At 72.2% G+C, this 25261-nt stretch carries 30 protein-coding genes and 1 riboswitch; of the genes, 20 read left to right on the forward strand and 10 right to left on the reverse strand.

The annotated features are described in order from the left end of the window. Window positions 1–123 precede the first annotated feature (123 nt). Window positions 124–891, reverse strand: a complete 768-nt coding sequence (locus ABFX46_RS29875) for a crotonase/enoyl-CoA hydratase family protein (protein ID WP_346047260.1) — start codon at window positions 889–891, stop codon at window positions 124–126. Window positions 892–996: 105 nt separating this feature from the next. Beyond that, window positions 997–2757: an acyl-CoA dehydrogenase family protein gene (locus tag ABFX46_RS29880; RefSeq protein WP_346047261.1), complete on the reverse strand. Its 1761-nt coding sequence runs from the start codon at window positions 2755–2757 to the stop codon at window positions 997–999. Window positions 2758–2873: 116 nt separating this feature from the next. Between ABFX46_RS29880 and ABFX46_RS29885 the strand changes: the two genes are divergently transcribed. From ABFX46_RS29885 to ABFX46_RS29905, 5 genes are all read left to right on the forward strand, one after another. Next, entirely contained in the window at window positions 2874–3917 is a 1044-nt protein-coding gene (locus tag ABFX46_RS29885; RefSeq protein WP_346047262.1) for an ABC transporter C-terminal domain-containing protein, read from the forward strand. A 14-nt stretch (window positions 3918–3931) separates the two neighbouring features. Beyond that, on the forward strand, window positions 3932–4663 hold the full coding sequence (locus ABFX46_RS29890) for a PaaX family transcriptional regulator C-terminal domain-containing protein (RefSeq protein ID WP_346047263.1): 732 nt from the start codon (window positions 3932–3934) through the stop codon (window positions 4661–4663). A 203-nt stretch (window positions 4664–4866) separates the two neighbouring features. Continuing rightward, window positions 4867–5232, forward strand: a complete 366-nt coding sequence (locus tag ABFX46_RS29895) for a hypothetical protein (protein WP_346047264.1) — start codon at window positions 4867–4869, stop codon at window positions 5230–5232. A 26-nt stretch (window positions 5233–5258) separates the two neighbouring features. Continuing rightward, a complete protein-coding gene (locus tag ABFX46_RS29900; RefSeq protein ID WP_346047265.1) occupies window positions 5259–5852 on the forward strand; it encodes a pentapeptide repeat-containing protein in 594 nt (197 codons plus the stop codon). Window positions 5853–5899: 47 nt separating this feature from the next. Next, a complete protein-coding gene (locus ABFX46_RS29905; protein ID WP_346047266.1) occupies window positions 5900–6271 on the forward strand; it encodes a hypothetical protein in 372 nt (123 codons plus the stop codon). A 76-nt stretch (window positions 6272–6347) separates the two neighbouring features. Here ABFX46_RS29905 and ABFX46_RS29910 read toward each other — a convergent pair whose 3' ends face one another. Next, entirely contained in the window at window positions 6348–7211 is an 864-nt protein-coding gene (locus tag ABFX46_RS29910) for an NAD-dependent epimerase/dehydratase family protein (protein ID WP_346047267.1), read from the reverse strand. 110 nt (window positions 7212–7321) lie between these two features. Between ABFX46_RS29910 and ABFX46_RS29915 the strand changes: the two genes are divergently transcribed. Next, a complete protein-coding gene (locus ABFX46_RS29915; RefSeq protein ID WP_346047268.1) occupies window positions 7322–8158 on the forward strand; it encodes a helix-turn-helix transcriptional regulator in 837 nt (278 codons plus the stop codon). A gap of 94 nt (window positions 8159–8252) precedes the next feature. After that, on the forward strand, window positions 8253–8882 hold the full coding sequence (locus tag ABFX46_RS29920; RefSeq protein ID WP_346047269.1) for a hypothetical protein: 630 nt from the start codon (window positions 8253–8255) through the stop codon (window positions 8880–8882). Between the two features lie 19 nt (window positions 8883–8901). On the opposite strand, the gene ABFX46_RS29925 is transcribed toward ABFX46_RS29920, so the two are convergent. Together ABFX46_RS29925 and ABFX46_RS29930 are read right to left on the reverse strand one after the other, a co-directional pair. Continuing rightward, window positions 8902–10026 (reverse strand): zinc-binding dehydrogenase, encoded by a 1125-nt coding sequence (locus tag ABFX46_RS29925; protein ID WP_346047270.1) that lies wholly within the window; start codon window positions 10024–10026, stop codon window positions 8902–8904. Further along, window positions 10023–10439 (reverse strand): acyl-CoA thioesterase, encoded by a 417-nt coding sequence (locus ABFX46_RS29930; protein WP_346047271.1) that lies wholly within the window; start codon window positions 10437–10439, stop codon window positions 10023–10025. The genes ABFX46_RS29925 and ABFX46_RS29930 overlap by 4 nt, the downstream gene beginning before the upstream one ends. Before the next feature lie 215 nt (window positions 10440–10654). Between ABFX46_RS29930 and ABFX46_RS29935 the strand changes: the two genes are divergently transcribed. After that, window positions 10655–11341 (forward strand): sigma-70 family RNA polymerase sigma factor, encoded by a 687-nt coding sequence (locus ABFX46_RS29935; RefSeq protein WP_346047272.1) that lies wholly within the window; start codon window positions 10655–10657, stop codon window positions 11339–11341. Beyond that, the gene (locus ABFX46_RS29940; protein ID WP_346047273.1) at window positions 11338–12420 is read left to right on the forward strand and encodes a WD40 repeat domain-containing protein; all 1083 of its coding nucleotides are present in this window, start codon (window positions 11338–11340) and stop codon (window positions 12418–12420) included. Before ABFX46_RS29935 ends, ABFX46_RS29940 begins: the two co-directional genes overlap by 4 nt. Before the next feature lie 76 nt (window positions 12421–12496). Here the strand turns inward: ABFX46_RS29940 and ABFX46_RS29945 are convergent, their stop codons facing one another. The 3 genes from ABFX46_RS29945 to ABFX46_RS29955 are packed head-to-tail and all read right to left on the reverse strand — an operon-like array spanning window position 12497 to window position 16016. Continuing rightward, window positions 12497–12652, reverse strand: coding sequence for a hypothetical protein (locus tag ABFX46_RS29945; RefSeq protein WP_163055128.1), 156 nt, complete (start codon window positions 12650–12652; stop codon window positions 12497–12499). Window positions 12653–12705: 53 nt separating this feature from the next. Continuing rightward, entirely contained in the window at window positions 12706–13701 is a 996-nt protein-coding gene (locus ABFX46_RS29950) for a ribonucleotide-diphosphate reductase subunit beta (RefSeq protein WP_346047274.1), read from the reverse strand. Window positions 13702–13724: 23 nt separating this feature from the next. After that, window positions 13725–16016, reverse strand: coding sequence for a ribonucleoside-diphosphate reductase subunit alpha (locus ABFX46_RS29955; protein ID WP_346047275.1), 2292 nt, complete (start codon window positions 16014–16016; stop codon window positions 13725–13727). A gap of 89 nt (window positions 16017–16105) precedes the next feature. Continuing rightward, a riboswitch (cobalamin riboswitch) is annotated at window positions 16106–16325 on the reverse strand. Between the two features lie 139 nt (window positions 16326–16464). On the opposite strand from ABFX46_RS29955, the gene ABFX46_RS29960 reads away from it, so the two are divergent. The 6 genes from ABFX46_RS29960 (at window position 16465) to ABFX46_RS29985 (ending at window position 21634) form a co-directional block, all read left to right on the forward strand. After that, window positions 16465–17136: a hypothetical protein gene (locus ABFX46_RS29960; protein WP_346047276.1), complete on the forward strand. Its 672-nt coding sequence runs from the start codon at window positions 16465–16467 to the stop codon at window positions 17134–17136. Between the two features lie 94 nt (window positions 17137–17230). Then, window positions 17231–17938: a YcnI family copper-binding membrane protein gene (locus ABFX46_RS29965; protein ID WP_346047277.1), complete on the forward strand. Its 708-nt coding sequence runs from the start codon at window positions 17231–17233 to the stop codon at window positions 17936–17938. After that, window positions 17935–18468, forward strand: coding sequence for a copper resistance CopC family protein (locus tag ABFX46_RS29970; RefSeq protein WP_346047278.1), 534 nt, complete (start codon window positions 17935–17937; stop codon window positions 18466–18468). The genes ABFX46_RS29965 and ABFX46_RS29970 overlap by 4 nt, the downstream gene beginning before the upstream one ends. Before the next feature lie 193 nt (window positions 18469–18661). Continuing rightward, complete coding sequence (locus ABFX46_RS29975) at window positions 18662–19186, forward strand: COG4315 family predicted lipoprotein (protein ID WP_346047279.1); 525 nt, start codon at window positions 18662–18664, stop codon at window positions 19184–19186. A 20-nt stretch (window positions 19187–19206) separates the two neighbouring features. After that, window positions 19207–19638, forward strand: coding sequence for a hypothetical protein (locus ABFX46_RS29980; protein ID WP_346047280.1), 432 nt, complete (start codon window positions 19207–19209; stop codon window positions 19636–19638). 67 nt (window positions 19639–19705) lie between these two features. Further along, on the forward strand, window positions 19706–21634 hold the full coding sequence (locus tag ABFX46_RS29985; protein WP_346047281.1) for an APC family permease: 1929 nt from the start codon (window positions 19706–19708) through the stop codon (window positions 21632–21634). Between the two features lie 73 nt (window positions 21635–21707). On the opposite strand, the gene ABFX46_RS29990 is transcribed toward ABFX46_RS29985, so the two are convergent. Beyond that, window positions 21708–22319 carry a TetR/AcrR family transcriptional regulator gene (locus ABFX46_RS29990; protein WP_346047282.1) on the reverse strand — a complete coding sequence of 204 codons (612 nt, stop codon included), beginning with the start codon at window positions 22317–22319 and terminating at the stop codon, window positions 21708–21710. A gap of 115 nt (window positions 22320–22434) precedes the next feature. Between ABFX46_RS29990 and ABFX46_RS29995 the strand changes: the two genes are divergently transcribed. The 5 genes from ABFX46_RS29995 to ABFX46_RS30015 all read left to right on the forward strand — a co-directional run bounded on the left by ABFX46_RS29995 (window position 22435) and on the right by ABFX46_RS30015 (window position 24946). After that, window positions 22435–23256 (forward strand): SDR family NAD(P)-dependent oxidoreductase, encoded by an 822-nt coding sequence (locus ABFX46_RS29995; RefSeq protein WP_346047283.1) that lies wholly within the window; start codon window positions 22435–22437, stop codon window positions 23254–23256. A gap of 18 nt (window positions 23257–23274) precedes the next feature. Further along, window positions 23275–23415 carry a hypothetical protein gene (locus tag ABFX46_RS30000; RefSeq protein ID WP_346047284.1) on the forward strand — a complete coding sequence of 47 codons (141 nt, stop codon included), beginning with the start codon at window positions 23275–23277 and terminating at the stop codon, window positions 23413–23415. Beyond that, complete coding sequence (locus ABFX46_RS30005; protein ID WP_346047285.1) at window positions 23412–23534, forward strand: hypothetical protein; 123 nt, start codon at window positions 23412–23414, stop codon at window positions 23532–23534. Before ABFX46_RS30000 ends, ABFX46_RS30005 begins: the two co-directional genes overlap by 4 nt. A 155-nt stretch (window positions 23535–23689) precedes the next feature. Beyond that, complete coding sequence (locus ABFX46_RS30010) at window positions 23690–24124, forward strand: DoxX family protein (RefSeq protein ID WP_346047286.1); 435 nt, start codon at window positions 23690–23692, stop codon at window positions 24122–24124. Between the two features lie 138 nt (window positions 24125–24262). Next, window positions 24263–24946 carry a GNAT family N-acetyltransferase gene (locus ABFX46_RS30015; RefSeq protein ID WP_346047287.1) on the forward strand — a complete coding sequence of 228 codons (684 nt, stop codon included), beginning with the start codon at window positions 24263–24265 and terminating at the stop codon, window positions 24944–24946. Here ABFX46_RS30015 and ABFX46_RS30020 read toward each other — a convergent pair. Next, complete coding sequence (locus ABFX46_RS30020; protein ID WP_346047288.1) at window positions 24900–25259, reverse strand: winged helix-turn-helix domain-containing protein; 360 nt, start codon at window positions 25257–25259, stop codon at window positions 24900–24902. The two genes, ABFX46_RS30015 and ABFX46_RS30020, sit on opposite strands and share 47 nt — an antisense overlap. Window positions 25260–25261 lie beyond the last annotated feature (2 nt).

Here is a 25261-nt window from a genome sequence, read left to right on the forward strand (position 1 = left end):
GCTCCTTGATCGTGACTGCCGCCACACAGGAACCTACGGGCCCGAATCCGGTTCGGTCAACGCCGCCGGGCCGGACGGCGCTTCCCGGGCGCCGGCCGGTCGCGACCGCTGGATTCCGGTGGACTAGATGTCGGTGAAGTCGCCGTGCCGGCCGCGGCCGTCGGCGAACCGGGCGGCGCCCTCGATGGCGTCGGCGAGCGAGCCGATGCCGTGCCGGTACTCGATGGCGAGCGCCTCGTCCTCGGGACGTCCCTCCGCGTCCAGCGCGGACATCCGGTCGTTGCGCAGGCAGGTCTGCGGGAACCCGGCCAGCTCCGCCGCGAGCGCCTCGGCGGCCTCCCGCGACGTGCCCGCCGGGACGAGCCGGTTCGCGAGGCCGATCTCGAACGCCTCCCGCGCGCCGACGGGACGCCCGGTGAGGATGAGGTCCATCGCGCGGCTCGCGCCGATCAGCCGGGGCAGCCGGAACGTGCCGCCGTCCACGAGCGGGACGCCCCAGCGGCGGCAGAAGATCCCGAATGTCGCGTCCTCCTCCACGACCCGGAGGTCGCACCAGAGGGCCAGCTCCATCCCGCCGGCGACCGCGTGGCCGGCGACGGCCGCGATCACCGGCTTGGACAGCCGCATCCGCGTGCAGCCGAGCGGGCCGTCCGCCGGCGGCGGCTCGACGCGCGGGCTGCGCTCCGTGCCGATCGACTTGAGGTCGGCGCCGGCGCAGAACGTCCCGCCCTCGCCCCACAGGACGGCGACGCCCGCGCCGTCGTCCGCGTCGAACGCCCGGAACGCGTCGGCCAGCTCGCGCGCCGTCGTCCCGTCCACGGCGTTCCGGCTCTCGGGACGCGACATGATCACCGTAGTGACCGCCCCGTCCCGCTCAACCCGCACCGCCACACGCCCTCCCCTGGCCGCCACTTCGTTGACCTGCGGCGTGTTGTTGTTTTCGGCGCGCTCATAACAACAACACGCCGCAGGTCAACGCATCCGGTGCACCGAACGCTAGTCGGCGGTGAACGCGCCGTCGGCCAGGTCCTTGAAGCGGTCGAGGTCCTCGGGCGGGGCTTCGATCGCGCGGAGCGGGTCGGCGTCGGCCAGGTGCGTCCGAGCGTAGAGGCGGGCGACGAGCGCCTTGCGGTCGGCCCCGGAGTCGGTGCGCTCCCAGCCGGCCTGCTCCAGCAGCAGCGCCGCCGCGTACACGTCCGCCATGTACTGGGCGAGGGGGAAGAGCCGCGCCTCGGCGACGGTCCGGTCGAGGCCGCGCCACGTTTCTATGGCCCGCCGGAGATGCCCGATGCGGTCGTTGACCAGGTCGGCGGTCGCGTCGTCCCCGCCCGGCGCCTGCCGGACGGCCTGGGTGAGCCGTTCGAGGAACGGCTCGTGCGCGTCCTGCCGCTCGATGGCGCGGCGGACGTCCAGGCACAGGATGTTGTCGCCGCCCTCCCAGATGGGGTTGACCTGCGCGTCCCGCAGGATGCGCGCCACCGGCCACTGCTCGATGTACCCGTTGCCGCCGTGGATCTCGATGGCGTCGCTCGCCGCCGTCACGCCCAGCCGGGACGCCCGCAGCTTGATCAGCGCGGCGCCGATGCGGAGGCGCGGCCGGCCGAGATACCCGTCGAACACGAGCGCCTGGGCGGCCTCGGTCTCCACGATCAGCTCGGCGAGCTTGCGCCGCATGAGCGGCTGCTCGATGAGCGCGGCGCCGAACGCCTCCCGCGCCCCCGCGTAGCAGAGCGACTCGACCAGCGCCCGCCGCGCGCACCCGAGACCCATCATCGAGATGCCGAGACGCGCGCCGTTCGTCAGTTCCATCATGCGCGCGAGGCCCTTGCCGTCCCCGCCCTGGCCGGCACTGGAGGACGGGGCCAGCAGGAACGCCTCCGCGTCGGTGAACTCGATCTCCGCCGACGCGACCGACTTCGTGCCGAGCTTGTCCTTGAGGCGCCGGATCCGGACGCCGTTGCGCGACCCGTCCCGCCGCTCCTTCAGGACGAGGAACGGCGCGATCCCCCGGACCCCGTCGGCGGCGCCTTCGGACTTGGCCAGCACCACGAACGCCGACCCGTTGGCGTTGGACGCGAACCACTTGAGCCCGTTGAGCCGCCAGGCGTCGCCGTCCTTGGACGCGGTCGACTCCAGCGCGCCGAGATCCGACCCGCCCGACCGTTCCGTCAGCATCTGCGCCGCCTCGCCGGACATCTCCCCGGCCGCGAACAGCTCCCGCACCCGCTCCTTGACGTCCTGCGGAGCGAACATCTCCGTCAGCCGCACGACCATGTCGCCGCCGGTGCCGAGCGCGCACGCCATGCCGATGTCGGCCTGGTCGAGCAGGTAGCTCCAGGCCACGCCCAGCGGCGCGGCGTCGACCCCGTTCGCCTGCGCCTCCGCGACGAAGTCGGGCCGGGTGAACGACGTCGCGACGAGGTCCCGCCGGGCCGCCTCGAAGGACGGCGGCATGACGACCTCGCTGACGTCGCGTCCCCACCGGTCGTACTTCTCCAGCCGCGGCGGGTTCCGGTCGGTCTCCTCGGCGCGCTCGGCGATCGGCCCGCCCATCAGCGCGCCCATCTCCTTCAGCCGCGGCTCGGCCCAGCCGAACCCGTCCCCGAGGTGCCGCCGCATGAGGAACCGCAGCGTGGGATCGCAGTCGTACCAGTTGCGGCCCACCGCACCCTGGTAGCGCTCGGTCGCGTACCGGCGCGCCTTCTCCGCGTCACCGAACGGCAGCCGGTCGAACGGCTCGATCAGATAGGACGTCATACCATCGGACATTACACTTTCTCATCACATGATGGAAGCCTGTAAGGTATCCGCGGGGCATCGCGGAGCAAACGATCATGCCGATACCCTTTTGCCCGGTCACAGGGGGTGGGCTGGTGTTCGGGATCTTCAAGCGGCGGCGCGAGGACGAACTGGCGCAGATCGAGGCCGAGATCACCGCGTTCGGCGAGGAACTCGCCCGGCTGCCGCTCGACCCGGACGAGCACGGCGCCGACCCCGACCTGATGGCCGACTACGCCCGTGCCCTGGACGCCTACGACCAGGCCAAACGCCGTTTCCTCGGCGACCGCGACCGCGCGGACGCCGCCGACGTCCTGCGCACGCTCGACGAGGGACGCGGCACGCTCGCGCGCGTCAACGCCGTCCTGTCGGGCCGCCCCCTCTGCTTCTTCGATCCGCGCCACGGCCCGTCCGCGCAGCGCATCGCCTGGGCGCCGCCGGGCGGCGCGCACCGCGACATCGACGTGTGCGCGGCCGACGCGATCCGGCTGACCGAGGGGCTGCCGCCGATCGCGACGGGCGTCCGGCCGCCGCCCGCGCCTCCGCGCCCGCGTCCCGCGCCCACGAAGACCGCGCCCCGGCCCGGGAAGCGGCCGGCGCCGTTCAAGGTGGCGCCTCCCGGACTCGGCGAGAAGCACCACGTCAAAGGGCGGGGCGATGGCGAAGCACTGCTGCGGCAACCCGAATGGGACGTGCCGTCGATACTCGTCGTCCGCCTCCACGGGGGCGGGAAGGTCGGACACGTCCGCCAAGGAAAGGCTCAGCGGCTCGCGGATGCGCCCCTGCCCTTCCGCATCGTGCGTCCGGTCTCCCTGGGCACCGAATGGCCCCTCCAACTGCGCATCGAAAGCACCGGCACCTGGTCGGCCTGGCTGCAACCCGGTGACAGCGCTCCCTCCCTCGACCGGACCATCGCCTCACGCGGCCCGTTCCTCTGCCGCTACATCGGCGGCGCGGCGCGAATCCAGATGGACCACAGGGAAGGCGGCAAGTTCTCCGTCACCGAGCTGACCCCGGAATTCGGCCACGGCCCGACCGTCCTCTCCGGCAAGGGAATCTCCTCCGCCGAAGGCGAACTGGCGGGCTCGGCGTTCCTGCTCGTGGAGGCGCGAGGCGAGTGGCTGGTCCGGGTGGCCTAGAGTCGACTCCAGCCATGGACCATCCGGAGATCCGCCCGCTCACCGCCCGCTCGGTGGTGCTGAGCACGCTCCTGGGCGTCCATCCGCCGCGCCTCCCGGCCCGCCACCTCGTCCGCGTCGGCGACCTGTTCGGCATTGCCGAGGGGACGATCCGGGTCGCGCTCTCGCGCATGGTCACCGCCGGCGACCTCGTCCCGTCCGGCGGCGAGTACACCCTGACCGAACGCCTGCTCGCCCGCCAGGCCCGCCAGGACGAGAGCCGCTCGCCGCAGACCCTCCCCTGGGACGGCACCTGGGAGATCGCCGTCATCACCGCCGAACGCCGCCCGGCCGCCGACCGCGCCGCGCTGCGCCAGGCGATGTCCGCGCTTCGCCTGGCCGAACTGCGCGAGGGCACCTGGCTGCGTCCCGCCAACCTGACCCGCACACGGCCCGCCCCGGTCGTCCGCCAATGCACCTTCCTGACCGGCCGTCCCGAAGAAGACCCCGCCGCACTGGCCGCCACCCTCTGGGACCTGGACGCCTGGACGACCAGAGCCGATTCCCTCCGCACGGCCTTGACCGAGGCAACCGACATCGCCGACCGCTTCACCCTGGCCGCCGCCGTCCTCCGCCACCTCCTGAACGACCCGCTGCTGCCTCCGCCCCTCCTCCCGCCGACCTGGCCGGGCCCGGCACTACGCGACCTCTACAAGCAATTCGAGAAGGACTTCGCGCAACTCCTGACAACCCAAGTGCTGACCTGACCAGGCCTGACAAACCCCTGGCACCGGCCGCCCGCGACCTCTACCCTGACAATCCGCCGGACGGGAGGTTCGATGGACCGGGCAGAGCAGGCGGCATCCTTATTACCGCATGTCAAACGATTAGCCGAAGAACACGGCCCAGCCCTGAAACGCGCCCACACACTCCTCCTGGACGGATCATTAGAGGGAAACAGGAACTGACAATGGCCGATTCTAATCGCTGGCGCGGATATTCTTCGGAGGAGATCGAAGCGCTGTCGGACTGGCGCATCTTCGATGAAGAACTCAAGGAACGTGAATGCCCGCATTGCCACCGAGTGCGGCTTCGCATCTATATGTACAGGTCGCGGGACACGGGCAGCCTGGCCACGCAGATCTGGTGCCCACACTGCCACAGCTACTCTGGCTGGACGGGACCGTATCCGCCGAAGCTTTCCATCAGCGATCCTCTGGTGAACCTTCCAACTGAGGAGTTCGCGGACCTCAACCGGGACGAGGACACGCTCTTCGAGCACCTGGACGCACTCTGGGCCGATGGGGTCCTGCCTCAGCAGGTGACGCGCGGGTGAGCGGGACGTCCGCTTGGGAGCCGCGGGTGTGGCCGCGCGACGCGGCGGCGGCCACGACTCTCCGGAGTTGGCTCTCGGAGCCCGGGGCGACTCTCTACGCGCTGGATCTCGACTTCCGCGGCGCCGATCTCGAGGGCGCCCACTTTATCGAGGCGTGGTTGAGCGGTTCGGACTTCTCCGGCTGCCGCCTCAGCCGCAGCCTGCTGTGGAGGGCGCACTGCGAGAGAACGGTCTTCACCTCGGCGGATCTGACCGAGATCGATCTGGTGAAGTCCTTCCTGGAGGAGGCGGACTTCGCCGGGGCTCGTATGACCGGAGCCAAACTGGGACGCGCGGAGTGCCTGCGGACCTCGTTCGGCGGAGCCGACCTGAGACGGGCGGACCTCGGGGACGGGTTGTTCATCGCCTGCGACATGAAGTGCGCCGACCTGCGCGATGCCAAGGTGACGATGGCCGCCTTCGGGGAGACGGACTTCACGAACGCGCGGGTGGCCGGCATGACGGGAAGTGCGGTCGGCTCCATCGTCCTCACTGCCGGAGCAGCGACCGAGGAACTCGCCGGCGCCCGGCTGGAGCAATGGTTCAGCCGGAACGGCGCCCATGTGTCAGTGGCGGACTGATGCCGTCCTGAGCACTCCGCGCGAAGTCATGCGACCATGGGATGGGCATGAGCAGTTATCACGAGATATTCATCAGGACTGACAACTCTACGGAGCAGCTCATCGCCGATCTGGCGACGGCGGCGGACTGCGAGATGGAGAGACTCGGGCCGGAGTACGATCCCATCGCCTATGCCGGGCTGGTCGGCAATGCGGCGGTCGAGGTCGAACTGCATCATGAATTCGAGGACGACTTCGGCATGAGTTTCTCCCAGTATCCGATCGTCATCACACTTCGCTCTTTCATCAGCGACAAGGCGCATGAGAAGAGGGTGGCCATGGATATCTTTGAGAAGATGGCGGCGATCGGCGGCTATGCGATGATTCTCGCATTCGATCTCCAGATACTGATAGCGGAACACCCGGCCCGGAACGAGTGAAAGCAGGCCGGGATCGTGCTCTGGACCGGCGGGATCGCCTGTCTCAGCGGGTATCGCGCGAGCGGCGGGTGTTGCGTTACCTGTAGGAGCCGGTGCGGAGGTCGTCCAGGAGGGATGGGGCGGTCGGGTGCCAGTTGTACTCGGTCTCTGCGCGGGTCGGGTCCAGAGGGGACGAGCGGGTCAGGACGTCGGCGAAGGGGCCCAGGAGGTCGCGGGCCTCGGCCCGGGTCAGGGAGATCGCTTTGGCGCCGGCCGTTTCGGCTACGGCGGTGGCGATGGCGCGCATCGGGGTGCTGGTCCGGGAGGCCGCGTTGATGATCGTGCGGCCGGAGGGGCGGGTCGCGGCGGCGGTGTAGAGGGTCGCGAGGTCGTCGACGTGGACTGAGGACCATTCGTTGGCGCCGTTCTCGATGTAGGCGGTCACGCCGTTCTGCCGGGCGGACGCGAACATGCCGTCCAAGAGGCCGGAGCCGCCCCGGCCGTAGATCAGCGCGGCGCGGATGATGGTGGCGTTCTCGGCCTGGAGTGCTTGGCGTTCGCCCAGCACCTTCCAGGGCTGCGGGGACGTGTCCGGGTCGGTCGGGGTGTCCTCGGTGACCGGCTTTCCGGCGGTGTCCGGGTAGACGAGGCCGGTGCTCGTGTAGACGAGGGGCTTGGCGGTGGAGAGGAAGGCGTCCAGGGCGGCCTCTTCCATCTCGCGCATGCGCGGGTTCAGGTAGTCCACAGCGGTGTGGATGACCGTGTCGGATGCGGCGGCCGCCTCGCGCAAGGTGCCGGTGGAGGTCAGGTCACCGCGGACGGGCTTCGCTCCCAGTGCGGTGATGCGTGCTTCGGAGGCGTCCGAGCGGGCCAGGGCGGAGACCTCGTGTCCCGCCTTGATGAGGTGTTCGGCGACCACGCCGCCCAGGTAGCCGCTGGCGCCCGTCATGAAGATGTGCATTCGCTGTTCCCTTCGGTGCTCGACGTCCACGCTGCCTTCGCGGGCCGGGGGGGCGGCCAGGGACTGAGAGTGCCAGGCTGGGCGGGAAGGGTCCGCCGTACCGTGGACGCATGGACAAGCGCGCGTTGGCGGGGTTCCTGCGGGCCAGGCGGGAGCGGGTCCGCCCCGAGGACGTCGGGCTGCCGCGCGGGTCGCGGCGCCGGACGCCGGGGCTGCGCCGCGAGGAGGTGGCGCAACTCGCCCACATCTCGGTCGACCACTACAGCCGGCTGGAGCAGGCGCGGGGACGCCACCCGTCCCGGCAGGTGCTGTACGGGATCGCACGGGCGCTGCGGCTGTCCGGCCAGGAGCGGGCCCACCTGTTCGAGCTCGCCGGGGAGCGCGAGCGGGACCGCGTGGACGGACCGTCCCGCGAGGTGGCGCCGGGCACGCTGAGCCTGCTCGACCGGCTCACCGACGCGCCCGCCTTCGTCGTGGACGACACGTGCCGCGTGCTGGCCTGGAACCCGCTGGCCGCCGCCCTGTTCGGGGACTTCGCGCGGCAGGGCGGACCCGACCGGAACCTGCTGCGCCGCTACTTCCTCGAACCCGATGGCCGGGTGGTCGACCATTCCGCGTTCGTGGTCACGTCCGTCAGCTATCTGCGAGTGGCGATGGCCCGGTATCCCCGGAACATGGAGATCCGGGGGTTGGTGGACGAGTTGGTGGAGGGCAGCGCGGAGTTCGCGCGCCTGTGGGAGTCGCAGGAGCTGCGGATCGAGCACCATGCGCGGGAGCGGTTCGCGCATCCGCGGGTGGGTGAGGTCGAGCTCGACTTCGACATCCTCACCGTCCCCGGCCAGGACCAGCAGCTGATCATCTTCACGGCCGAGCCGGGGTCGAGGGCGTACGAGACGCTGCGGCTGCTCAAGGTCGCCGGGACGCCGCGCATGGACGTCCCCGCCTGATTTGCGCCCCCTCGGATTGGGGGGTGTGGGATTGTTCTGGGACGGCCGCCGTGTGTGCGGTGCTTCCAGGCCTGCTCTGCGGGAGGACGGCTACGTGTCCGACTTCGATGATCTGGTGGCGGCCGAGCGGCGCAGGATCGAGGGGGAGGCGGCGGCGCGTGCCGCCGGGGAGAACCGCCGGCGGCACGGGGAACTGCCAGAGTGGCAGCAGGTCGTCGGTCATGTGCGGGAACTGCTGGCGGCTTCGGCGCGGCACCTTCGGGAGGCCGGGGTCCCGCCCGTTCCCGTGTTGGAGCAGCGCGGGGTCAATCAGCGGTTGGAGCTCTGGGGGCTGCTGCTCGTCGGGCGCGTTGTAGTCGTCGGTCATCGCTGGCAGCTCGGGCCTTTCGACTTGGACGCCGAGGGTCGCGCGCATCCGACCAGCCGTACCGTGCCGCTGATACCCGCCTATCCCCTGTCGGACAATCCCGCGCGTAACAAGAAGATGCGCAAGGCTCGGCTCCGGACGGGAGTCGCGGCCGATCAGCAGGTGATATGGGGGAAGGGGGACGCGTTCGTTCTCGACCCGGTCATGGGGGTCGAGACCGGTCGCGTCGCCTGTTTTGGCAAGGGGGCGGACGGTGCTCCGGTGGTGCTCACCGGCGATTCCGCCGCTGGTCAGCCCTTGCAGCCCGTCCTCGCGGAGGCCGTTGCCCGGTGCATCGCCCAGAGCGGCCGGCGCTGACGCCCATCGGCTCAGGCTCTCAGGCGAACTCGATCAGCTGGCGGACGGCTTGGGCGGTGTGGAGGTTGTCGAAGCCCTCGTTGACGGCGGCCAGGGGGAGGCTGCCCGAGAGCAGGGCGTCCACGGGGAGGACGCCGTTGCGGTACATGGCGATGAAGCGGGGGACGTCGCGGCGCGGCACACAGGAGCCCAGGTAGCTGCCGCGCAGCGTCTTCTCCTCGGCGACCAGGCTGAGGGCGGGCAGTGTCAGCGGCGTGTCCGGGGCGGGCAGGCCGACGGTGACCGTCGTGCCGCCTGGGCGGGTGGCGGCGTACGCCTGTTCCAGGACGGGGACGACGCCCGTCGTGTCGATGACCTTCTCGGCGCCGCCGGAGGTCAGGTCTCGGAGGGCGTCGGTCGCGTCCGGGCCGCCCTCGATGGGGTGGGCGCCCAGTTCCTCCGCCAGGTCCAGTTTGTCCGCGACTAGGTCGATCGCGTAGATCGTTGCGGCACCGGCGGCCTTCGCGGCGAGGACGGCGGCCAGGCCGACGCCGCCCAGGCCGAAGACGGCGACGGTGTCGCCGGGGGTCACGGCGGCGCTGTAGAGGGCGGCGCCGGCGCCGGTGAGGACGGCGCAGCCGAAGAGCGCCGCGATGTCGAACGGCAGGTCGCGGTCGATCTTCACGGCGGAGCGGGACGAGACGACCGTGTACTCCGAGAACGCCGAAACGCCCAGGTGGTGGTGGGGGCGGGTGCCGTCCGGGGCGACGAAGCGCTTGCCGCCGCCGAGCAGGGTGCCCGCGCCGTTGGCCGCCGCGCCGGGGCCGCAGAGGGCGGGACGTCCGCCGACGCAGCGCTCGCAGTGACCGCAGGCCGGGACGAAGGCGAGGACGACATGGTCACCGGGGACGAACTCGGTCCCCGGGCCGGTCTCGACCACTTCGCCGGCGGCCTCGTGGCCGAGCGCCATCGGGAGCGGGCGGGGGCGGGACCCGTTGATCACGGAGAGGTCGGAGTGGCACAGCCCCGCCGCGCCGATCCTGATCAGCAGCTCGCCGGGACCGGGCGGGTCGAGCCGCAGGTCGGCGATCTCCAGCGGACGGGACGCGGCGTACGGGGCAGGCCGCCCCGACTCGACCAGGACGGCGGCACGGGTCTCGATCATGGGGTGAGCAGCTTCTCCATCTCGGCGCGGACGGCGCCCGTGATCTCGACCGGGCGGCGGGTGCGCCGGTCGACGAAGACGTGCACGAAGTGGCCCTCGGCGACGAGCTCGCCGTCGGACGCCCGGAACATCCCGATCTCCCAGCGGACGCTGGAGCGGCCCAGGCTGCCGATGCGGAGCCCGACCTTGATCGCGTCCGGGAACGACACCTCGGCCTTGTACTCGCAGTGCGACTCCACGCACAGCCCGATGGCGGCGGACGCCGCGGGGTCGAAACCGGCCGTCCGGATCATCCACTCGTTGATGACGGTGTCCATGAGCGAGTAGTGGACGACATTGTTGACGTGCCCGTAGACGTCGTTGTCCTTCCACCGGGTCGGGACGTTCTCCCAGTGCTGGTACTCGCCGGTCATGAGGGGCAGCCTAGGGGCGTCCCGGCGGTGGCGCCGCATCGGCCCGGCAGGACGGTGACCATGCCAAACGTCGTCCGGGCGGGCCGGTGCACACGCCCAACGCGCCCGAGCCCCATGCGGGGGCGGCGTTCACGAGGCCGCAGGGAAGTCGGGGGACGTCGCGGGGAAATGTCGGGACGGAAGCAACCTTTTCCCGCTTCGTTGGTTCTCAAGGCATGAGGTTGCATCGCGGACTCGCCGCGACGGGCGACGGCACGCCCGCCGACGGCCTACCCGGCAGCGCCGTGCCCGCCGGCGGTGAACGCAGCAGCGGTACACCCGGCAGCGGTACACCCGGCGGCATGCTCGCAGACGCCACGGCCGCCGATGGGGCACCGGCCGCCGACGGCGAGCGCGTGACCGGTCATGTGCTGGCGGCGCTGTTCCGCACCCACCACCTGTCGCTGGTGCGGCTCGCGGTGCTGCTCGTGGGCGACCAGGCCGGCGCGGAAGACCTGGTCCAGGACGTGTACGCCCGGATGCAGCGGCGCCATGAGCGGCGGGGCGGAGGTGGCGGCCTGCCGTCCACGCAGCCGGAACTGCTCGCCTACGCGCGCACCGCCGTCCTGAACGCCGGCCGGACGCTGCTGCGCCGCCGGGCCCTGACGCACCGGCTGTTCCAGGCTCCCCGGCCGGTGTGGTCGGCGGAGAACGACGCGCTGGTCGCCGACGACCGGCGGCGGGTGCTGCACGCGCTGGGCCGCCTGCCCGCCCGGCAGCGGGAGGCGATCGTCCTCCGCTACTACCTCGACCTGTCCGAGTCGGAGATCGCCGCGGCCATGGGCGTCCGGCCGGGCACCGTCAAGTCGACCATCTCCCGGGGCCTGGACGCGCTCCGCGACCGGTACGAGGAGGAACGATGACCGGGTTCTCCGACGAGCTGCTGCGGGCGGCCCTGGCCGACGCGGCCGGCACCGTCCGCCCCGAGGAGCTGCGGCCGCTGCCCGCCCCGTCCCGGCGCGGCCGCCCGTTCGCGCTGCCGCTCGCCGGGCTGGTCGCCGCGACGGCGGCCGCGGTCGCCGCCGTCGTCCTCGTCGCGCCGTGGGCGCAGCACGGACGGGACGGCGCGCCGCCCCGCTACGCCCTCGCGTCCTACGCGGGCGCCGAGTACGTCCTCGACGGCGCGTGGCCTCCGGGCGGGGAGACGGTGACGGTACGCAGGTCCGATACCGGCCGGCCGGTCGCGACCGTGCCCGCGCCGGCGGGGTCGGGCGGCTTCCGCGACTCCGCCGACTCCGGGGACAACCGGACGTTCGTCCTCACGACCGCCGACCCGGGGGCCTGCGAGATCGACTTCTACCGGCTCACGCTCGGCACCGACGGGCGGCCGGAGGGGCCGCCGGCCCGGTTGCGCGGCGCCGGGCTGCGGCAGCGGATGGGCGAAGGGCCCGAGCAGTTGGCCGTGTCTCCAGGCGCACGCCGGATCGCGTACGCGGGCAGTGAGTGCGGTGGCGAACCCGCCGGCGGGACCATCACGGTCGTCGACCCCTCCACCGGTGACCGCCGGGTCACCCGGCTCCCGCCCCGCGCCTTCGCCAACTCCCTGCACTGGGCGCCGAACGGCCGGGACCTGGTCTTCGAGACGGCGGGCGACTACCGGGACCGCGGCCTGTCCACCCTGGACACCGAGACGGGCAAGATGAGCGAGATCCGCCTGGAGGCCGGCGGCGCGACGCTGCTCGGCGCCGCGTTCGACAAGGACGGGACGCACATCGTGGCGCTGGTGCGCGGCGGCGACCGGAACCGGGTGGTCTGGTACGCGACGGCCACCAAGACGATCACGAGGCGGGTGGAGTTGCCGCCGAGCGCTCCCGAGGCGCCCACGGACTTCACGGCGTACGGGGACCGGGTCGTGGCGATGATCGGTGATCAGGTGCACGTCGTCACCGGGACGAAGGTCGTCACCGACCGGATCGGCGAGGACGGCCGGCCCTTGCCCTGATGACCCGGCGACCATTTCCTCCTGGAGGCACCGAGAAGGCCCGCCCTCGGCGAGGGCGGGCCCTGGGGCGCGGGGGTCAGTGGCGGCGGCCACCGCCCCGGAATCGGGCCAGCAGGCCGCGCACCTTGGCCTGCGTGCGGGGATCGCGGGCGTAGCGCTCGGCCTTCGCCCGCATCTTGCGGCCCTGCGGACCGCGGGCGTACCTCATGATCCGGTCGACGACGGAAGGCATGTGCGTCCTCCTCGGACTAGGTCCTCCTTCAACGAGTGCCCGGTCCCAGAAGTTCAGAACGCCTCGTCCAGGGTGACGCTCCCCTCCACGCCGATCTGGTACGCCGAAACCCGCCGCTCGAAGAAGTTGGACAGCTCCTGGACGTCCTGCAGCTCCATGAACGCGAACGGGTTGGCGGTGCCGTAGCGGGCCGGGAGCCCGAGCCGGACGAGCCGCTGGTCCGCCACGTATTCGAGGTAGGCGCGCATGTCGTCGGCGCTCATGCCGGGCAGCCCGTCGCCGCACAGGTCGCGGGCGAACGCCAGTTCCGCCTGGACGGCCTCCTCCAGCATCGTGGTGACCTGGGACGTCAGCTCGGCGTCGAACAGCTCCGGTTCCTCGGCCCGGACGGTGTCGACCACGGAGAACGCGAATTCCATGTGCATCGACTCGTCCCGGAACACCCAGTTCGTCCCGGAGGCGAGGCCGTTCAGCAGGCCGCGCGACCGCAGCCAGTACACGTACGCGAAGGCGCCGTAGAAGAACAGCCCCTCGATGCAGGCCGCGAAGCAGATGAGGTTGAGCAGGAACGTCCGGCGGTCGCCGGCGCTCCGGAGCTCGTCCAGGGCGCCGAGCGAGTCGATCCAGCGGAAGCAGAACTCCGCCTTCGCCCGGATGGACGGGATGTGCTCGATCGCCGCGAACGCCCGTGCGCGCTCGTCGTGATCGGGCAGGTAGGTGTCCAGGAGGGTCAGGTAGAACTGTACGTGGACGGCCTCCTCATATAGCTGCCGCGATAGGTAGAGCCGCGCCTCCGGGGCGTTCACGTGCTTGTAGAGGTTCAGCACCAGGTTGTTCGCCACGATCGAGTCGCCGGTGGCGAAGAACGCGACGAGCCGGTTCACGAGGTGCAGTTCGGCGGGGGTGAGCCGCTCCAGGTCGGCGAGGTCGGAGGCGAGGTCCACCTCCTCCACCGTCCACGTGTTGCGGATCGCGGCCCGGTACCGCTCGTAGAAGTCGGGGTAGCGCATGGGCCGCAGGGTCAGGTCCAGGCCGGGGTCGAGCAGCATGCCGCGTCCTTCCGTCCGCGCGCTCACTGGCACGCCTCGCAGGTCTCGGGGTTCTCCAGGGAGCACACGGCCGCCGCGGAGGCGACGGTCGTCTGCGCGATGCGCGTCGCCGGGCGGGAGCGCAGGTAGTACGTCGTCTTGAGGCCCGCGCGCCACGCGTACGCGTACATCGAGGAGAGCTTGCCGATCGTCGGCGTCTCCATGAACAGGTTCAGCGACTGCGACTGGTCGATGTAGGGGGTGCGGGCGGCGGCGAGGTCGATGAGCGCCTTCTGCGGCAGCTCCCAGGCCGTCCGGTAGAGGGTGCGCATCTCGTCGGGCAGGTCGGTGAGGCCCTGGACGGAGCCGTTCGCCTTCTTCACCGCCTCCCGGACGGCCGGCGTCCACAGCCCGAGCGACTTCAGGTCGTCGACCAGGTAGCCGTTGATCTGCAGGAACTCGCCGGACAGCGTCTCGCGCTTGAACAGGTTGGACACCTGCGGCTCGATGCACTCATAGCAGCCCGCGATGGACGCGATCGTCGCGGTCGGCGCGATCGCGACGAGCAGCGAGTTGCGCAGCCCCGTCTCGGCGACGCGCGCCCGGAGCTCGGCCCACGCCTCGGGACGGGTCTGGATCGCGTCCGGGAAGTGGTCGACGTGGAGCCGGCCGCGAGCGGTGCGGGTCATGCCGTAGGCGGGCAGCGGGCCGTGCGCGGCGGCGAGATCGGCGGACGCCCCGTAGGCGGCCAGCGCGATCTCCTCGGCGATGCGCGTCGAGAGCGCGCGGGCCTCGTCCGAGTCGAACGGAAGGCGCAGCGTGAAGAAGACGTCCGCCAGGCCCATCACGCCCAAGCCGACCGGTCGCCACTTGCGGTTGGCCTTCTCCGCCTCCGGCGTGGGGTAGAAGCCCCTGTCGATGGTGCGGTCCAAGAACCGGACGGCGGTGCGGACGGTGGAACGAAGCCGATCCCAGTCGACCCCTGCCGGCGTGACGTGCGCGGCCAGATTCACCGATCCGAGGTTGCAGACGGCCGCTTCGCCATCGCCGGTGACTTCCAGGATCTCCGTGCACAGGTTCGACAGGTGGACGGTCTGGCCGGGCTCGGCGGTCTGGTTGCAGGCGCGGTTGGCGGCGTCCTTGAACGTCATCCACCCGTTGCCCGTCTCCGCGAGGGTGCGCATCATCCGCCCGTACAGCTTGCGCGCCGGGACCTGCCGGACGAACCGCCCGTCCCGCTCCGCCGACCGGTACGCCTCGTCGAACGCCTCGCCCCACAGGTCGGCCAGCTCGGGGACCTCCTTCGGGTCGAACAGCGACCAGACCGCGTCGTCCTCGACCCGGCGCATGAACTCGTCCGGGACCCAGTTGGCGAGGTTGAGGTTGTGGGTGCGGCGCGCGTCCTCGCCCGTGTTGTCGCGCAGTTCGAGGAACTCCTCGACGTCGGCGTGCCACGGCTCCAGGTACACGCAGGCCGCGCCCTTGCGGCGCCCGCCCTGGTTGACGGCGGCGACGGACGCGTCCAGCGTGCGCAGCCACGGCACGATGCCGTTCGAACGCCCGTTGGTGCCGCGGATCAGCGACCCCCGCGACCGGACCTTCGTCCACGAGATCCCGATGCCGCCCGCGTACTTGCTGAGCCGCGCGACCTGCCCGTACCGGTCGTAGATCGACTCCAGCTCGTCGCGCGGCGAGTCGAGCAGGAAGCACGACGACAGCTGCGGGCGGCGCGCCGCCGCGTTGAACAGCGTCGGCGAACTGGGCAGGTAGCGCAGCGTGCCGAGCAGCCCGTACAGCTCCGCCGCCTCCTCCACGGTGTCGGCGAGGCCGCAGGCGACGCGCAGCAGGAAGTGCTGCGGACGCTCCAGGACGAGCCGCGAACGCGGATGCCTCAGCAGGTACCGGTCGTAGAGGGTGCGCAGCCCGAAGTACTCGAACCGGTCGTCGGCGGAGTCGTCGGCGAGCGCGTCGAGGGCGTCGGCGTTGGCGGCGACGAACGCGGCCGGGCCGTCCGCCAGCAGGCCCGCGCCGTGCGCGGCGGCGACCGACTCGGCGAACGTCGCGACGCCCGCGGACGCCGCCTCGTCCCTGATCCGGGCGCCGAGCAGCCGCGCGGCGACCTTGGAGTACCCGGGTTCGGCGGGCACCAGCGCGGCGGCCTCGCCGATCGCGAGGTCGCGCAGCGCCGCCGCGTCCAGCCCGTTCCCGGAGCGGACGGCGGCCAGCACCCGTCCCGGCTCGACGTCCGGTATGCCGTCGCAGGCGGCCTCGACCTCCGCGCCGATCCCCCGTCGCAACGCCGCCGCGGCCGGCGGCGCCGCCAGAGCCTGTGTCACGTGCCTCTCCCCTCGCAAGCCGCCTCGCGGGGGCATGCGAACGGCGCGCGACGGCACGCCGCGCTCCGCCCTCCGGCCCACCCGCGAGGCCTGGACGTATCGAACTGGCAGGTCTTCGGACTCGCGGGCGCCGCCTTCCGGAGAAGGCGTCCTAGTGGCCGTCGCTTCCCAGGCCCCGATGGGCCCAGTGCTCATAACGGCGGTCGTTCCCGCTCACCGCTGCGGGGCAGTCCCGGATTCGCACCGGGTTCCCTCTTACGACGCCCCCGCCGCGAACGGCGGGGGCGTACCAGCACGGGATTGAACCCTACATCTAGTTCGCGATCTTTGTGCAACCCCAAGATGTTGGGCGTGTCGATGCGGCTGCGAGCTGGGCGCGGGTAGATGGCGGGGCTGGCGGCAGGGTCGGCTGCGGGGTCGGCGGGGGTGGTGGCACGATGGTCCCGTCATGTCCGAACGCCCCCGCGAACCCCTGTTCCGGACCGCCCGCGCGATCGTCTTCGCGACCGCGTGCGTCGCGCTGGCCGTCCTCGGGCACGTCCTCGCAGGTGGGGCCGCGGTCCCGGTGTGGGCGGGGCTGAGCGGGTTCGGGGCGGTCCTCGGCGTGACGCTGATGCTGGCGGGCCACGAGCGCTCCCTCGCCACGATCCTGGGCGGGCTCCTCGGCGGGCAGTTCGCGCTGCACACGCTGTTCACCGCGGCGGCGCCGCACCCCCCGCTCCCGATGCCCGCGATGGCGGATCATGCCGGCGGGGCTCACGCGTCCGGCATGCACGCCGCCATGGCGGCCGGCGCGGACACGATGGCGGCGTCGGCCCCGCACGACCCCAACGGCCTGGTCATGACGCTCGCGCACTGCGTGGCCGCGCTGGTCGCCGCGTGGTGGCTGCGGCGCGGCGAGCGGGCCGCCTGGGCGATGGCCCGCCGGGTCGCCGCCGCGGCCGACCGTCCCGTCCGGCTGCTGCTGGGCCTGCTGGCCGTCGAGCCGGCCGCGTCCCCGCGTCCCGCCCCGGTGCTCCCGGTGGCGGACGTCGCCGCCGCCCTCGGCCGGGTGCTGCGGCACCAAGTGGTCGAGCGGGGTCCCCCGGCGCGTTCGAGGGCGCTCGCACGCTTCTGCTGAGGCGAAGCCTCCGCGTCGAGCGCCGTACGTCACCGGACGCCGATCCGCGGCGCATCCGGCTTCTCTTCCGTACGACTCGAACGGACATTTCCCCATGCCTTTCCTCTCGCATGCCCGCCGTGCCGGCGCTCTCGCGTCCCTCGCGGCCCTCGCCGTGGTCGGCGGGGCGACGGCCGCGTCCGCGCACGTCACCGCCAACCCGACGACCGCCGAGCAGGGCTCCTACGCCAAGGTGTCGTTCCGGGTGCCGAACGAGCGCGACAACGCCTCCACCACCAAGGTCGTGGTGCACCTGCCGGTCGACCATCCGCTGGCGTCGGTGTCCGTCCGCCCGACCCCGGGCTGGACGGTGAAGGCCGAGAAGTCCACGCTGCCGAAGCCGATCAAGTCCCACGGCGGCGAGCTGACCGAGGCCGTCACCACGATCACCTGGTCGGGCGGCAAGATCGAGCCGGGCCAGTTCCAGGAGTTCGACGTCTCCATGGGCCCGCTCCCGACCGACACCGACCAGATCATGTTCAAGGCCGACCAGACGTACTCCAACGGCGAGGTCGTCAAGTGGGAGGAGGAGCAGGCCGAGGGCGGCGCCGAACCGGAGCACCCCGCACCGACGCTCCAGCTCACCCCGAAGGACGCCGCGCCCACGGCGGGCCTCACGGCCGAGCGGAAGCCGGCCGCGAAGAGCACGGCGTCGGCCGATGACGGGACGGCCCGCCTCCTCGGCGGCATCGGCATCGCGGCCGGCGTGATCGGCGTCGGCGTCGGCGGCTACGGCCTGAGCCGCGCGCGGAGCCGGGCATGATCCGGCGGCTCGCGGCGGGCGCCCTGGCGGTCGGGACGGTCCTCGCGCTGACGGCGGCCCCGGCCTCCGCCCACACGGCGCTGACCTCGGCGAACCCGGCGAAGGACGCGACGGTCCCGGCGCCGTCCCAGATCGTCCTCACCTACGCCGACCCGGTGCGGCTGCCGCGCGTGGTCCTGATGGACGCGTCGAAGAAGCAGTACCAGTCCGGGTCGGCCCAGGCGGTCGACAACAAGGTCACCCAGGCGGTCGGCGGCGCGCTCCCGAACGGGGAGTACACCGTGGGCTGGCGTGTCGTGTCCTCCGACGGGCACCCGGTCGAGGGCACCTACACCTTCACCGTGACGGGTTCCTCGGCGGCCGCGCAGCCCCCCGGCCCCGCCGCCGCGCCGTCGGCGGCCTCGGCGACGTCCGCGGAGAAGTCGTCCGGCTCGTCCGGCTGGCTCTGGATCGGGCTGATCGTCCTGGTCATCGCCCTGGCGGGCGGCGCCGTCGCCTGGCTCCGCCGCTCCTCCGCCACCGAGGACTGACCGCTCGCCCACCGGCTCGGGTGATCACGGCCGCACCCCGTGATCATCCGGCCGGTGGGCGGCGTTCTTTACAGCTATCGGAAAGAACGGGTCACAGCCGGGACGGGGACAGTTCGCGCGGCGGGCCGGCGGGTACGCGGCGCCGCAGAAGGAGTCGCGGGCGACCGCCGACAGGTCCACGGGGAGGGTGCGCATGTTCCGGATGCGGCGGCTGGTGATCACGATGGGAGCGGCCGGGGCGGCCCTGGCGGCCGCGGCCGGGTGCGGCGGCGGAGGGTCGGGCGGGTCCGGGTCGGGCGGCTACGGCGGCGGATCGTCGACGACCTCGGCGGCGCCCACCGGCGGCACGTCCGGCCAGACGATCAAGACGGCGAGCGTGGGGAGCCTCGGGCCGATCCTGGTCGACGGCGCGGGGCGGACGGTCTACCTCTTCGAGAAGGACAAGGGGAACCAGTCGTCCTGCTCCGGGTCGTGCGCGTCGGTCTGGCCGCCGGTCACGACCAGCGTGAAGCCCCAGCCCGGGTCGGGCGCGGACGCCTCGAAGCTGAGCACCACCAAGCGGAGCGACGGCACCACCGAGGTCAGCTACGCCGGGCACCCGCTGTACTACTACGCGCCGGACGGCACCTCCAGCGGCAGCACCGGAGGGCAGGGCCTCGACCAGTTCGGCGCCAAGTGGTACGTGCTGTCGCCGTCCGGCAGCGCGGTCACCAAGTAGGTCCGCCATGGGTGATCGCGATGCGTGACCTCCTGCGCTACCTGGGCGTCCTGCTCCTGTTCGGCGTCGGCGCCGTCCATCTGTACGAGTACTACGCCGACGATTTCCGGGTCATCCCGACCATCGGCGTCCTGTTCCTGCTCAACTTCATCGGGGGCGTGGTGCTCGGGCTGCTCCTGGCGCTGCCGCTCGGCTCGCTTCCGGTGATCCGGTCGGTGCCGATCGCCGGACGGGCCGCGCACGCGCTCGTGGCGCTCGTGGGGATCGCGTACGCGGCGGCCACCATCATCGCGCTGATGATCAGTGAGACGGGCACGCTGTTCGGCTTCCAGGAGGGCGGCTACGGCCCCGCCATCGTGGCGGCGCTGGCCCTGGAGTCCGCGGCCGTCGTCGTGCTCGCCGCGTTTCTGGCCCTCGAAGCGCGCCACCTGCGCGAACAGCCGTCTCGCTGAACGCCCCGGGCGCCGGGCCCGCGGTCCCGGCGGAGTCCGCGGTGTCACGGGACCGATGCGGAGAGCGGTGAGCATTCCCAAGCGGTTCCTGGTCGGCCGGCCGCTGCGCAGCGGGCAGCTCGGCGAGACGCTGCTGCCCAAGAAGATCGCGCTGCCGGTGTTCTGCAGCGACCCGCTGTCGTCCAACGCCTACGCGACCGAGGAGATCCTGCTCGCGCTCGGCCTCGGCGGGACGGCACTGCTCCACCTCACCCCGTGGGTCGCGGCGGCCGTCATCGTCCTGCTGGCGGTGGTGGTGCTGTCCTACCGGCAGACCTGCCGCGCCTACCCGAGCGGCGGCGGCGCCTACGTCGTCAGCCGGGAGAACCTGGGCGTCAACGCCTCGCTGGCCGCCGCCAGCGCCCTCCTGGTCGACTACGTGCTGACGGTCGCGGTGTCGGTGGCGGCCGGAGTCGCCAACCTCGCGTCCGCGATGCCCGCCCTCACGCCGTACACGGTCCAGGTCTGCGTGGTCCTGGTCGCGCTGCTGGCGATCACGAACCTGCGCGGGGTCCGGGAGTCGGGAACGGTCTTCGCCGTCCCGACCTACGGGTTCATCACCGTGGTCATGGCGATGCTCCTGTGGGGCGCCGGGCGGACGCTCACCGGCCACACACCGCAGGCCGAGTCTGCCCATTTCGGGATAGAACCGTCCCACGGCACGACGGGCTGGCTGGCCGTCGCGCTGGTCCTGCGCGCCTTCTCCCAGGGCTGCACGGCGCTCACCGGCGTGGAGGCGGTGAGCAACGGCGTCCCGAACTTCCAGCCGCCCAAGAGCCGGAACGCCGCGGCCACGTTGGCGATCATGGGCGGGATCACCATCGCCATGTTCGCGGGGATCACCGCGCTCGCCCTGGTCTCGCACGTGCGGATCGCCGGCGCCCCCGGGCTGCTGACCGGCGCGCCGCCCGGCTACGAGCAGAAGACCGTCATCGCCCAGATCGCCGCGGCGGTGTTCGGCGCCGGCTCCCCGCCGTTCTACCTGGTCGCCGGGTTCACCGCCGCGATCCTGGTGCTGGCGGCCAACACCGCCTTCAACGGCTTCCCGACCCTCGCCTCCATCCTCGGCGAGGACGAGTTCCTGCCCAAGCAGTTCTCCCGCCGCGGGGACCGGCTCGTCTTCAGCAACGGCATCGTGATCCTCGCCCTGCTCGCCGGCGGCCTGATCTGGGCGTTCCACGCCAGCCCGACGCGGCTCATCCAGCTCTACATCATCGGGGTCTTCGTCTCGTTCACGCTCAGCCAGACCGGGATGGTCCGGCACTGGACGGGCCTCATCGGGCGCGCCGCCGGGCCGCAGCGGGCCCGGATGCGGCGCGCGCGCCTGATCAACGCCGTCGGCGCGATGCTCACCGGCGTGGTCCTGGTCGTCGTCCTGATCACGAAGTTCACGCACGGCGCCTGGATCGTCGTCATCGCCATGCCCGTGCTCTTCCTGATGATGAAGGCCATCCGCGGCCACTACACGCGCCTCGCCGCGGAGCTGGAGCCGTCCGAGGAGGCGGTCGGCCTGCCGAGCCGCGTCCACGCGGTCGTGCTGGTGTCCAAGCTCCACACTCCGGCGATGCGCGCCATCGCGTTCGCGCGCGCGACCCGACCGGACACCCTCACGGCCGTGACCGTCCGCACCTCCGGCCGCGACACCGGGGAGCTCGAGGAGGCGTGGGCGCGGCGCGGCGTCCCCGTGCCGCTGACCGTCCTCGACTCCCCCTACCGCGACATCACCGGCCCCGTCCTGGAGTACGTCGGCCGCATCCACCGGCGGAGCCCGCGGGACGTCGTCTGCGTGTTCATCCCCGAGTACGTCGTCGGCCACTGGTGGGAGCAGCTCCTGCACAACCAGAGCGCGCTCCGCCTCACGGCGCGGCTGCTGTTCCGGCCGGGCGTCATGGTCACCAGCGTGCCGTGGCGCCTCGGCTCCACCGGAACCGACCGGGCCCCGGCCGCGCGGGACTGACCGTCCGCCTCCGCCCTCCCACCGGGCCATGTCGGCGGTGCCCGCCCTGCCGCGCCTCCCGGCATGGGTGCGTTCAGGGGGCGAAGGCGCGGAGGGTGGCTTCCACGAGGGCGTCGGCGTACTGCGGGGTCAGCGGGGCGGATCGGTGCAGCCAGCGCTGGTAGAGCGGGGCGTACAGGACTTCGAGCACCAGGTCCAGGTCGGCGTCGGCGGCGAGCTGGCCTGCCCGCTGGGCACTGCGCAGCCGGTCCTTCTTGGCCTCGTCGACCGGGCCCGCCAGCTTCTCGCGGTAGGCCTCCGCGAGGGCGGGATCGGCGATGATCTCCAGGTTGAGGGCCCTGATGGGCGCCTCGAAGGCCGGGTCGGCGAACTCGGCGACGGTGGCCCGCATGACGGTCTTCAGATCGGCCCCGATGTCGCCGGTGTCGGGCAGCCGGACGCCGTCCTCGTCCTCGCTCTCGCTGAGCGCCAGGAACGAGTCGAAGATGACCGCGCCCTTGGACGGCCACCAGCGGTAGATCGTCTGCTTGCCCACGCCCGCGCGGGACGCGATGGCCTCGATCGACACCTTGGCGTATCCGAGCTCTGACACCAGCTCGCGCGCGGCGGCCAGCACGGCCTGCCGCGACCGTTCACTGCGCCGAGCGGGGTTCGGCTTTCTGGGCTGCGACACGTCCGGGAGCATAACACCTCGCGAGACGAGACGGTCCGTCTTGACAGGATGGCGCCGCCTCCCGCACACTGGCGACACAACGAGACGAACCGTCTCGTCTCATGTGCAAGCGAGCAGGGAGGCTTCTATGACAACCGGCCGAGTCTGGTTCATCACCGGCGCGTCGCGCGGCCTGGGCAGGGCGTTCACGGAGGCGGCGCTCGGCGCCGGGGAGCGGGTCGTCGCCGCCGCCCGCGACCTCGCGCCCCTCGCCGAGCTGGCCGACGCCCACCCCGGCCGCCTCGTACGGCTGACGCTCGACGTGACCGACCGGACCGCCGTCCGGAAGGCGGTGGACGAGGCCGCGGCGGCGTTCGGCCGGCTCGACATCGTGGTCAACAACGCCGGCGCGATGCTGCTCGGCATGGTCGAGGAGGCGGGCGAGGAGCAGATCCGCGCCCAGTTCGACGTCAACTTCTTCGGGGCGGTCTGGGTGGCGCAGGCCGCCGTCCCGCACCTGCGGGCGCAGGGATCCGGCCGCATCCTGCAGGTCACGACGATGGGGACGGGCGGCGGGGTGGCGTCCGCCGGGTTCTACGCGGCGAGCAAATCGGCGCTCGACTCGCTGAGCCAGGCCCTCGCGATGGAGGTGGCCCCGTTCGGGATCAAGGTGACGATCGTCCAGCCGGGCGGCTACGGCACGGACCTGTTCACGCGCGGCACCACGACGACCGACCCGCTGCCCGAGTACGCGGGGCTGCGCGCGCAGCTGGCGGAGATGTGGGGCGAGGACGCCGGCCCCGCCCCGGACACGGCGGCCCCGGTGATCACCGAGCTGGTCGACCTGCCGGACCCGCCGCTGCGGCTGATCGTCGGCAGCGCGTCCTACGACCTCGTCCAGCAGATGGACGAGGCCCGCACGGCGGAGTACCGCGCCTGGGAGCACCTCTCCCGCAAGGCCCCGGGCTGAGCGGGCACGACGACGCTGATGCGGGTGCTCGCCGGTGACCTGCGCCCCGACGCGGGCGACGTGCGCCGGACCGGCCGGGTCGGCTTCCTCCGCCAGGTGACCGAGGCATGGCTCTGGGAGGACGAGGACGACCCGCGCTCCGCGGCCACATCTGGATGATCTGCGGCGAGGGCGCCCTGCCGTTCGGCGCCGAGTTCGGCCACACGTCCGGCCGGAGCGGATTCGCCGGCTGGGCCGCCCACTGGGCCGCCTGCATCCCGTGGTGGGACGTCGTCTAACGGCACCGGGCAGCCGCCGTCTCCCCTCTCACCTGGGCTGACGCGGGCTCGAAAAAATCTTGGAGAAAAATCTTGGGGGATGTCGATTCGGGGGTGGGTCGGGCGACGCGTCAGTGAAAGGCCGATGAGACGCACCGCCCGGAAGGACCACCGCCATGACCGCTCAGACCGCTCACGCCGCCCCGTCCACCACCGCCACCGCCACCGCCGGCCACGGCACGCGCCGCAAGGTGCTGTGGGGCGCGCAGATCCTGCTCGCCGCCTTCCTGCTCATCGGCTCCGGACTTCCCAAGCTGGTCGGCCAGGCCGACGCCGTCGAGACCTTCGACCTGATCGGCTGGGGCCAGTGGTTCCGCTACGTCACCGGCGCCATCGAGGTCACCGGCGCCATCGCACTGGTCATCCCCCGCCTCGCCGGGCTGGCCGCCACCGGGCTCATCGGCCTGATGGCCGGCGCCGTCCTCACCCAGATCCTCGTCATCGAACCCGCCTGGAGCGCACTGCCCGCCGCCTTCGCCATCGTGTTCGCCACCATCGCCTACGATCGCCGCGCCGAAACCCGCGAACTGCTCCACTCCCTCAAGCGCTGACCGAACAGCCCGAGCCCCCCGACCACCCTGTGGCCGGGGGCTCGCCGCTGCGAAGCCCACCTGTGTCCGGACCGCTGGAGGCCGGGCAGTAGCATCCAGGGCGCTCGGTTTCCACGCACGGCCTTGGGGGGCGGCACGATGGCGGATCGCGACGACGCCGCGCTGGACGATCCCGTGGGTGAGTCGCTGCGCGGGCACCACGCGCACCTCGCTCGGCGGCTCGGACGGGCCGCCAGTTTCGTGCCGGGGGTCGCGACGTTCTCCGCGGTGTCCGCTGAGCCGGACGGCGCGGAGTGGGACGACCTCGCCCGGCTGCTCGGACGAGGGGAACTCGCCGACATGTTCAGCAGTCCCGCCGTTCCGCCGCGGGCCTGGGAGCCGGTCTTCGTCCTCGAAGGACTCCGGATGGTCTGGGCCCGCAGCGGTGAGACCGACCCCGACGTGGTGGAACTGGGGGCGGATGACGTGCCCGACATGCTCGACCTCGTCGCACGGACGCGACCAGGCCCGTTCTGGCCGCGCACCCATGAACTCGGCACATACGTCGGCGTCCGCGAGAACGGCGCCTTGGTGGCGATGGCGGGCGAACGTCTCCGCCCTCCGGGCTGGACGGAGATCAGCACGGTGTGCACCGCGCCCGAGGCGCGCGGCCGGGGACACGCCGCCCGCCTCGTGCGCACGCTCGCGGCCAGCGTCGAGTCCCGGGGCGAACGTCCGCTCCTGCATGTCGCGGAGGCGAACACCGGCGCGATCGCGCTCTACGAACGGCTCGGGTTCAAGACCCGGAAGCGCGTGACGTTCCGGGGTTTTCGGGTTCCGTAGCGGTCGCCGTCTCCCGGGGCCGGGCGCGGGCCGCGGCGACGATCTGCTCAAGGGCGGCGGCATGGCGCCGGAACGCCTCGCGGCCCTGGGGAGTGAGCCGGACGCGGGTCCGCCGGACGCCGGCGTCCCGTCCCTTCCGGACGGCGACGTAGCCGACGTCCGCGAGGGCCGAGATCTGCTTGGACAGCGCCGAGTCGCTCGTCTCGACCGTGTCGCGGACGAAGGCGAAGTCGACCCAGTCGGCGGGCGCCAGCAGCGCCACGATCGACAGCCGCGCCGGGACGTGCAGAAATTCATCGAAGTAGGCGTCCACGG

It is taken from the genome of Actinomadura chokoriensis (assembly GCF_039529475.1).
Lineage (GTDB): Bacteria > Actinomycetota > Actinomycetes > Streptosporangiales > Streptosporangiaceae > Spirillospora > Spirillospora bangladeshensis.

Coding starts and splice junctions, on each gene's coding strand:
- ABFX46_RS29930 (WP_346047271.1), bottom strand. CDS start 10,439: ATGACCGGCGAGTACCAGCACTGGGAGAACGTCCCGACCCGGTGGAAG.
- ABFX46_RS29950 (WP_346047274.1), bottom strand. CDS start 13,701: ATGCTGCTCGACCCCGGCCTGGACCTGACCCTGCGGCCCATGCGCTAC.
- ABFX46_RS30000 (WP_346047284.1), top strand. CDS start 23,275: ATGCGGGTGCTCGCCGGTGACCTGCGCCCCGACGCGGGCGACGTGCGC.
- ABFX46_RS29925 (WP_346047270.1), bottom strand. CDS start 10,026: ATGATCGAGACCCGTGCCGCCGTCCTGGTCGAGTCGGGGCGGCCTGCC.
- ABFX46_RS29895 (WP_346047264.1), top strand. CDS start 4,867: ATGGCCGATTCTAATCGCTGGCGCGGATATTCTTCGGAGGAGATCGAA.
- ABFX46_RS29960 (WP_346047276.1), top strand. CDS start 16,465: ATGTCCGAACGCCCCCGCGAACCCCTGTTCCGGACCGCCCGCGCGATC.
- ABFX46_RS29980 (WP_346047280.1), top strand. CDS start 19,207: ATGCGTGACCTCCTGCGCTACCTGGGCGTCCTGCTCCTGTTCGGCGTC.
- ABFX46_RS29945 (WP_163055128.1), bottom strand. CDS start 12,652: ATGCCTTCCGTCGTCGACCGGATCATGAGGTACGCCCGCGGTCCGCAG.
- ABFX46_RS29905 (WP_346047266.1), top strand. CDS start 5,900: ATGAGCAGTTATCACGAGATATTCATCAGGACTGACAACTCTACGGAG.
- ABFX46_RS29970 (WP_346047278.1), top strand. CDS start 17,935: ATGATCCGGCGGCTCGCGGCGGGCGCCCTGGCGGTCGGGACGGTCCTC.
- ABFX46_RS30010 (WP_346047286.1), top strand. CDS start 23,690: ATGACCGCTCAGACCGCTCACGCCGCCCCGTCCACCACCGCCACCGCC.
- ABFX46_RS29965 (WP_346047277.1), top strand. CDS start 17,231: ATGCCTTTCCTCTCGCATGCCCGCCGTGCCGGCGCTCTCGCGTCCCTC.
- ABFX46_RS29910 (WP_346047267.1), bottom strand. CDS start 7,211: ATGCACATCTTCATGACGGGCGCCAGCGGCTACCTGGGCGGCGTGGTC.
- ABFX46_RS29940 (WP_346047273.1), top strand. CDS start 11,338: ATGACCGGGTTCTCCGACGAGCTGCTGCGGGCGGCCCTGGCCGACGCG.
- ABFX46_RS29990 (WP_346047282.1), bottom strand. CDS start 22,319: ATGCTCCCGGACGTGTCGCAGCCCAGAAAGCCGAACCCCGCTCGGCGC.
- ABFX46_RS29935 (WP_346047272.1), top strand. CDS start 10,655: ATGAGGTTGCATCGCGGACTCGCCGCGACGGGCGACGGCACGCCCGCC.
- ABFX46_RS29995 (WP_346047283.1), top strand. CDS start 22,435: ATGACAACCGGCCGAGTCTGGTTCATCACCGGCGCGTCGCGCGGCCTG.
- ABFX46_RS29880 (WP_346047261.1), bottom strand. CDS start 2,757: ATGACGTCCTATCTGATCGAGCCGTTCGACCGGCTGCCGTTCGGTGAC.
- ABFX46_RS29890 (WP_346047263.1), top strand. CDS start 3,932: ATGGACCATCCGGAGATCCGCCCGCTCACCGCCCGCTCGGTGGTGCTG.
- ABFX46_RS29915 (WP_346047268.1), top strand. CDS start 7,322: ATGGACAAGCGCGCGTTGGCGGGGTTCCTGCGGGCCAGGCGGGAGCGG.
- ABFX46_RS30005 (WP_346047285.1), top strand. CDS start 23,412: ATGATCTGCGGCGAGGGCGCCCTGCCGTTCGGCGCCGAGTTCGGCCAC.
- ABFX46_RS29975 (WP_346047279.1), top strand. CDS start 18,662: ATGTTCCGGATGCGGCGGCTGGTGATCACGATGGGAGCGGCCGGGGCG.
- ABFX46_RS30015 (WP_346047287.1), top strand. CDS start 24,263: ATGGCGGATCGCGACGACGCCGCGCTGGACGATCCCGTGGGTGAGTCG.